The 7126-nt window shown below is 54.0% G+C and carries 6 protein-coding genes; all 6 read left to right on the top strand.

Annotated elements, in window-relative coordinates; all coding sequences use genetic code 11:
• The first annotated feature begins 350 nt into the window (after positions 1-350).
• A complete protein-coding gene (locus F557_RS0116490) occupies positions 351-848 on the top strand; it encodes a GPW/gp25 family protein (protein ID WP_019003313.1) in 498 nt (165 codons plus the stop codon).
• Positions 848-2680 (top strand): type VI secretion system baseplate subunit TssF, encoded by a 1833-nt coding sequence (gene tssF / locus F557_RS0116485; RefSeq protein WP_019003312.1) that lies wholly within the window; start codon positions 848-850, stop codon positions 2678-2680. The genes F557_RS0116490 and tssF overlap by 1 nt, the downstream gene beginning before the upstream one ends.
• Positions 2659-3696 carry a type VI secretion system baseplate subunit TssG gene (tssG, locus tag F557_RS21580; protein ID WP_019003311.1) on the top strand — a complete coding sequence of 346 codons (1038 nt, stop codon included), beginning with the start codon at positions 2659-2661 and terminating at the stop codon, positions 3694-3696. Before tssF ends, tssG begins: the two co-directional genes overlap by 22 nt.
• A gap of 48 nt (positions 3697-3744) precedes the next feature.
• A complete protein-coding gene (locus F557_RS0116475; RefSeq protein ID WP_019003310.1) occupies positions 3745-4929 on the top strand; it encodes a DUF6931 family protein in 1185 nt (394 codons plus the stop codon).
• A 4-nt stretch (positions 4930-4933) separates the two neighbouring features.
• A complete protein-coding gene (locus F557_RS0116470; protein WP_019003309.1) occupies positions 4934-5611 on the top strand; it encodes a hypothetical protein in 678 nt (225 codons plus the stop codon).
• A gap of 120 nt (positions 5612-5731) precedes the next feature.
• The gene (tssK, locus tag F557_RS0116465) at positions 5732-7108 is read left to right on the top strand and encodes a type VI secretion system baseplate subunit TssK (protein WP_157617937.1); all 1377 of its coding nucleotides are present in this window, start codon (positions 5732-5734) and stop codon (positions 7106-7108) included.
• Positions 7109-7126: the final 18 nt, after the last annotated feature.

Raw genomic sequence — 7126 nt, 5'->3', positions numbered from 1 at the left:
ATTGTAGCCGGCAAGATCACCTGGAAGTACACCGCCATCAAGCCTGACAATACCAAGGACGGCGCTGTTGAAGCCTCCTTCAACCAGGTAGAGAACGCCTGACAGGATCTGGAGCCGCAGTAATGCCGGCGCTCCGGAACAGAAGACAGACTGGGAAACGGTCTGTCTTTTTTTGTGTCCTCAAAATCGCCGCCTGAAACCGTACGGATTTTCCGGCGCCCGCAAACATAAGATCCCGCAAACATTTCCCGTATAATGATTTGGTAAAGAGTTTTCCGGTTATGCTATGATAGTCTCTGACGGGTTCCGCCCGGTTCGGAATTCCTGAAAATTCAGAGGTTCATTTTTTCATGGTCAAACAGATTTACGCCGGAGACAGATACCAGCCCTGCGGTCTCTCCAGACTCACTGATGCCGCAATCCCGGAAAAAGGATGTGCCCCGGAGGATTATTTTCAGAAGCATATGGAGGAGGAAGTCCTGACCAATCTCAGAATGATCTTCAGCTCCAGAATGCACCCCCGCCCCGAAGAGCTGGAAAAATGGCCGGAAATAAAAACTTCGGTGCTGTGCTACGGGCTCTCTGACTTCTGCGGTCTTGACAACAATCCGGAAATATTCGAAATGGTTCGCAAGGAAATCGCCTGGCAGATCCGCTGCTTCGAACCAAGACTGAATCCCAACACCCTTGTCATCACGAGATTCGAGGATGAGAATACCGACAAGTGCAGCTTCTCGCTGCATATTGAGGCCCGGTTCGCCATCAACGCACTCAAGGATAGCTTTTCCTGCAACTTTTATATGGAGCTGGAAACCGGAAGATCCAGCATCAAGGCAGGTGATTCATAATGGAAAGGGAATTCTTTTCATATTACAGCGACAATCTTTCCTACATTCGCCGGCTGGGCGCGGAATTCGCACGGGAATTTCCCAATGTGGCCGCCCGGCTGGATCTTAACGCCATTGAGTGTCAGGATCCCTTTATTGAACGGCTCCTGGAGGGAGCGGCCTTTCTGGGGGCCCGGGTGGAAAACCAGATGGACCGCGGCTACTCCCGCTTTCTTGAGGCCATACTCTATGCGTCATGTCCGGCAGTGCTGGCTCCGGTACCCGCCTTCTGCAGTGCTGCCATCGCCAAGCAGGATCTTTCCAAGATCCAGAACGGCAGCTTCCGGGTGGCTCCGGGGAGCCGGTTTTCCAAAACCACAGCCGAAAGCACCACGCCCGTTGTTTTCGAGAACTTTTTCGAAACGGAAATCCATGCTCTGTCCATAGGCGATCTCCGGGTTTCCGACCACGACAGCGAAATCGCGGATCTCACAGAGGAAGGCTACCGAAACGCCCTGACTCTGGTCCTGCACGCCGAGGGCTCCGGCACGCTGGGCAGCATTGCCCCGGATTATCTGGATCTTTACATAAACATGACCGCCCAGGATGCGTCAGCGCTTTCGGAGTACTTTCTGACCGCTCTCAGAGGAGTCTTTCTCAGACTAGCTGACGGCTCCTACCGGCGCCTGGACGGCATCACCATGGAACTAGCGGTACTGGACGCCACAGAGAACGCCCTCTCCCGGGAGGCTCTGAGCGTCTCCGGAATCAGCATCCTCAGCATCTACATGAATTATCCGGATGTCATGAAATATCTGAGAATAAGGGGACTTAAAAATGCCTTCCAGGACATAAGTTCCCATGAGGCATCGCTGGTATTCATATTCAGCAGGGAACACGGCTTCCGGCAGGACGCCAGACTGACGCGGGATGCACTCCTCCTTAACGTGATTCCGCTCATCAACCTGTTCCGGCACCGCTCCTCCAGAACCTTCCTGAACAGAGAGCATGAAATCAATCTGAACGTGGACAGTACCCGGCAGACTGACTATGAGGTCTTCTATGTGGAACGGACCGATTTCTTTGACAGCTCGGGGCTGCCGCTGTTTCAGGCCTATCCGTTCTTTTCAGCTCATGCCGCCCCGGCGTCCGGCGACGAATACCGCAATTTCTTCACGGTAAACCGCCGGCCCCGGATGAGCGCTCAGGAGCGTTCCGGAGTCCGGGCCTACAAAAAGCATGAGGCGTTTCTCACCTTTTCCGGAAAAGACTATCTGGAAAACATGCACCAGAAAATTCAGTTTTCCGCTGAATGCCTGGTAACCAATGCCGATCTGCCGTCAGGACTGTCTCTGGGAAACCGGCTGAACACCCAGTCTCTGGGAAAAATTCACAGTGCGGACATTATCACCACCGTAACACGCCCCCGGATACCGCTGGTTCATGCAGGCAGCCCCAGCGATTTCCGCAGACTCTCCTTTATCATGTGCAACTTTGCGGCGGTTATTGCCGGAGGCGAGGAAAATCTGCTCCGCAATCTGAAGGATCTCATCTCGGTATTCTCTCTCCGCACCGAGGAGGAAACAGGAAGACTCAAGTCCTCCATCCTGGATATCAGGATCAGTAACCGGGTATACCGTTTTATCAGCCGGGGCGTGGTGTTTTTTGAGCAGGGCTACCAGATAAAGCTGACTCTAAGACAGCGGGATCTGGACGGGGCGGGATTCTTCACCTTTTCCAAGGTGCTGGCCTCCCTGATAATGACCTACCGGGATATCAACATTCCCCTGACCATTGATATCTGTTCGGATGAAAGAGGACTTATTTATTCATGCAAGAGTCTGACCGACTAATAAAACTGTTCTCCGAGGAAAACGCCGGCGGCCGGGAACCGGATTTCTGCTACCTGCTCCGGCTGCTGGAAAATCTCAGCAGGGATCTCCCGCGCATCGGCGAGGCCGAGTCCCCCTCTCTGGAGCCGGTGCGTTTCGGACAGATGCCGTTTCTGGGCTTTACGGACAAAAAAATCCATTCCGTAACCCGCGGCGGCTCCTCCGAAGGCCGGGAACTCCTGAACATTATGGTATACTTCTTCGGACTTCTCGGCCCCAACGGCCCCATGCCGCTGGAGGTGACTGACTACGTCTACCACCGCACTCTTAACAATGCCGATCCGGTAATACGCCGCTTTCTCGACATCATCAATCACCGCTTTCTGACCTTCTATTACCGGGCCTGCAGCATGTTTGAAATGGCGTCATCCTTTGACCGTAAGGACGACCGGCTCCTGGACACCTTCCGCAGTCTTAATCACCAGACGATCCGGTCCGGCACCGCACTGGCCTCCGGCACCGAACTGGCCCGTACCGCCATTCTTATTCAGGGAAGCCGCAACAAAAAAGGTCTGGAAAATATTTTGAAGGCGCACTTCGGAAAAAGAATCAGAGTCCGGGAGTTTGTGGAAAAATTCCACCTCATGCCGAAGGAAGTAAGAATGAAGCTGGGAGATCCGCACACCTCAGTACTGGGCCTGAATGCCCAGATCGGAACGCACTACCGGACCCGAACCCAGGATCTCTGCATTGAACTGGGGCCGGTAAGCTACCAGGAGAGCCTGATGTATATGCCCGAAAGCCGCTACTTCAGGGAGATGCACGATCTGGTTACCATGTACCTCCGGAAAAACTGCCAGCTTCATCTGGAGCTGCATATTGATGGCGGCACCATACCGCGGATTGCACTGAACGGATCCGGAGCGCTGGGACAGGGAACCCATCTGATATCCGCCCCGGCACCGGGAACAGTAACTACGGTAACCATCAGCATGTCTTCGGTCATAAATCGGACTGATTTCCATAAGCAGTCCTGACCAGATGTGCGATAATGACCAAAATCCAATGAACAGGGGAGGCCAAAAATGCCTGACAAACTTGACTGGCTCAACGAACACTTTGTACTGATGAAGCATAAGACAGTACAGGAAGTGGTGGATAATTCCCATTACAAAATTCCCTTTGAACTGCGCGATCTCGCCATCAGATATCCCCTGGCCGAGGACTACCTGAAAAAGCTGGCTGAAGACGGACTTTACCAGAAAGCTACGGAATTTCTGGCCAGCAACATTCACCAGAGAGCGCTGGCCTGGTGGGCCTACTGCTGCGTCCTGTCAGTAAATAAGGAGCTTCTGGAAAAACCTCACCAGCCCCGGGATCTTTCTGATATTGGTGCCCGGAAAAAGCCGGAGATCCCGGACTGGGCCAAAATGCCGGAGCAGAAGCCCTACGATTACAAGGCAGATCCTGAATATGTCAGGCTTCAGAGCAGCCTCAGCACCATCAAGATGAATACCGAACAGCTTATCCAGCAGCTGCCGCCGGGAGTCTGGGAACAGCATACAAGCCTTAAAAAGAAGGTTTATGAGGAATTTAAAAAAATTGTCGGCATGGATCCGGATGAAATGATGGCCAAAGCCGTGGCACAGGCCGAGGAGATTATGGCCATGCCGGCAGAAGCCCAGCAGAAAGCACCGATATACCAGATGAAAAAGGAGCTTATGGAAAAGCTCGAAAAGATCCGTCTGGACACAGTGGCCAAAATCAAGGAGGCCTGCCCGGTAAAGACAGCCGGCGAGATTAAGGAACAGACCGGAAAGGCTCTGGATGCGGTCTATGCCTGCATTACCGCCCCGACGGATCAGAATGCCACCTACTGTCTGAACTGCGGCAACGAGTGTCCGGAAACCTGCGAGGGACTGGCCGCGCTCATAACCTTCTGGTGCTACGGCAACCTCACCCCCAATATGGAGCAGGTGGTAAAAACTCCGCCGGAGCTGGCTCCCAACGGCATGAAGGGACTTATCATGAAATGCGCTCTGGCCGAAGGCGGCAGCCGCAGCTTCAAGGAAAGAATGCAGCTTTATTTTAATATCGGCCGGGAGGTGGCCTTCGGCCAGAACAACTGGTCCGAGTTCATGAAGAACCGCGAACCGCCCCACAAAAATCCTGGTCTCGCCGCCTTTGACGGCTTCCTGGGCCGGGATCCCGGTACAGCGGATGAAAACCCGTCCGAGGACGCCCGGAAATTTGAACGCTTTAAGGGATAGACGTATGAAGGCCATTCTGCTTTTGACCGCCGCTGCTGTTCTTGGGGGCGTTTCAGGATGCTCCTCGAGCGAAGGAACCTCCGCCAGCTTTGATGTCAGTATCTATCCGTCAAAGGATCTGGCCCGGACCTACGGGTATTATCCCTCATTCGAGGTTGATATTCTGGGAGCGGGACAGGAGGATGTCCTCAAGCTCTCAAAATACTCTCAGGAACGGTATTTTGAATCGGAAAGCCCTCTCCGGAAATACTTTGGTCCGGTTACCTACCGCTTCTCCGACAACAGTCTCCGCAAAAAGAAGCTGAGCTCCGGCTCCCCGGAATACCAGAAGCTGATGGGAAGATCTCCTGAATATCTGGTGGTGCTGGTGAATCTTCCGCTGACCGGTGATCCCCAGAAGAAGGACACTGACAAAAAGGACGATGCCAGTCTGGATCCCCGGAAGTTTGTCTATAAAATTCCAACCGGTTTTTTTGATGACAGCCCGGATCTCCATCTTAAAATTGCCGGTACCGGAATTATCAGAACCACCAGGGAGGATGCCGAGGAAGACCTTCCGGAAGCACCGGAAACTGAAAAGCAGCCGAAGAGCGTGGAGCTCCGCTGCGTTTCCCAAAACAAAGGCGGCAAGCTTGACTGCCGTGAGATTCCTCCCGGATCCGAACCGCCGGAAAATCACTGACAGTTTTGTAACCATGCGCCCTGCCATCCCGTTAAAGAAATGAAAGCGTTTCACCGTCCTGAATAAAATATATCCGGGACGGCAGGCGGGCTGAAATAGACGATATAAGGAAAAAAGATTGTGAAATATCCCATGTTTCTTCACTGGAGTGAGGGGCTTTTTCTGCAGCCGCACCACTTTCAGCAGTTTCAACGCATAATAAACGACGCCTTAAGCGCCCATACCGGGCTGGCCATTCCCTACAGTGAGGGGATCTGCGACCTGGAAATTGACAGGGAGGCTCTGAAGTCCCGGCGCGTTATTATCAGTGCCCTGTCCGCTGTAATGCCCGACGGTCTTTTTCTGTCAATGCCCGGAAACTGCTCCGTTCCCCCCTGCGAAATCAGCGCCGGTCCCAGAACCTCAGCCTCCGAAATCATGGTTTACCTGGCCGTCCCCCGCTATTCCGTCATGGAACCGAATCTCTGCGCCAGAGGCTCCGATGAACGCCGCCGCTACCTGCTTCATGAAACCTCCTGTGTGGATGAAAACACCGGCGACAACGAAACCACCGTCTTCAAAAGGAGCATTAACGTCAGGCTGATCACGGATCCCCGCAAGGCCTCCGACTGCACGGTACTCCCGATCCTGAAGCTGAAATGGACCGCAACGGAAGGCGCCGGACCGGTTCTGGAAATGGTGGCTGCCTATACCCCGCCGACGGTAGTGCTATCCGTGAATTCCAATATCTTCGCCATGGTACGGGATCTCCTGTTCGAGCTCCGGAGCTGCCGGTCCCGCATTCTGAGCGATCTGGAAAACTCGGGGTTCGAGCCGGCCCTTGCCACCGGAGCCACGATCCTGAAAATTATGCAGCTCCAGACTCTCAATGTCTCCGTCAGCAGTATTGCCAGTCTTCTGGTGCCGGACCGCACCACGCCCTTCGCTCTCTACAGTGTGCTGTCTGGTCTTCTGGCCTCGCTCCGGGCACTGTCCCCCCTGTCGGACAACGGCGAGATTCCGGCCTATGACCACTACAACCTGTACGGAATTTTCAGCGAGACGGTGCGGCAGATAGGCGTGCTTCTGAACGCCGGAGGCAAGGCGGAGTTCATCACCGTGGACTTTGTTCAGGAGGATGGAGCCTCCCGGCTTGTTGCCGAATTTACCCCGGAAATGATCGCATCGGCCGGAGACTTCTTCATCGCCTTTGAAGGAGACCTCTCCTGGAAGGATCTTATCGGGGAGATTGAGTCCGGAGACAGCTTCCGTCTTATTGACAAGGGATCCATCGACAGCCGGGTGCGGGGAGTCCGGCTGTCCCACTCCAGATTCCCGCCCCGCTACCTTCCGGTTATGAACAGCAATACCGTCTACTTCAAGGTAATGAAGGACGAATCCGCCCGGATGTGGCGCTATATCATGGATGACCGGGCCATGGTGCTGGACTATGCGCCCTCCATAAACAGCAGGTTCACCGCCAGACTGTATATCCTGATTGAAAACGGCAAGGAATGAACCGCATAAGGAGCCGGT

Source organism: Succinimonas amylolytica DSM 2873, from assembly GCF_000378405.1.
In the GTDB taxonomy this organism is placed as follows: Bacteria; Pseudomonadota; Gammaproteobacteria; order Enterobacterales; family Succinivibrionaceae; genus Succinimonas; species Succinimonas amylolytica.
This window is presented reverse-complemented; position numbering and strand designations above follow the sequence as displayed.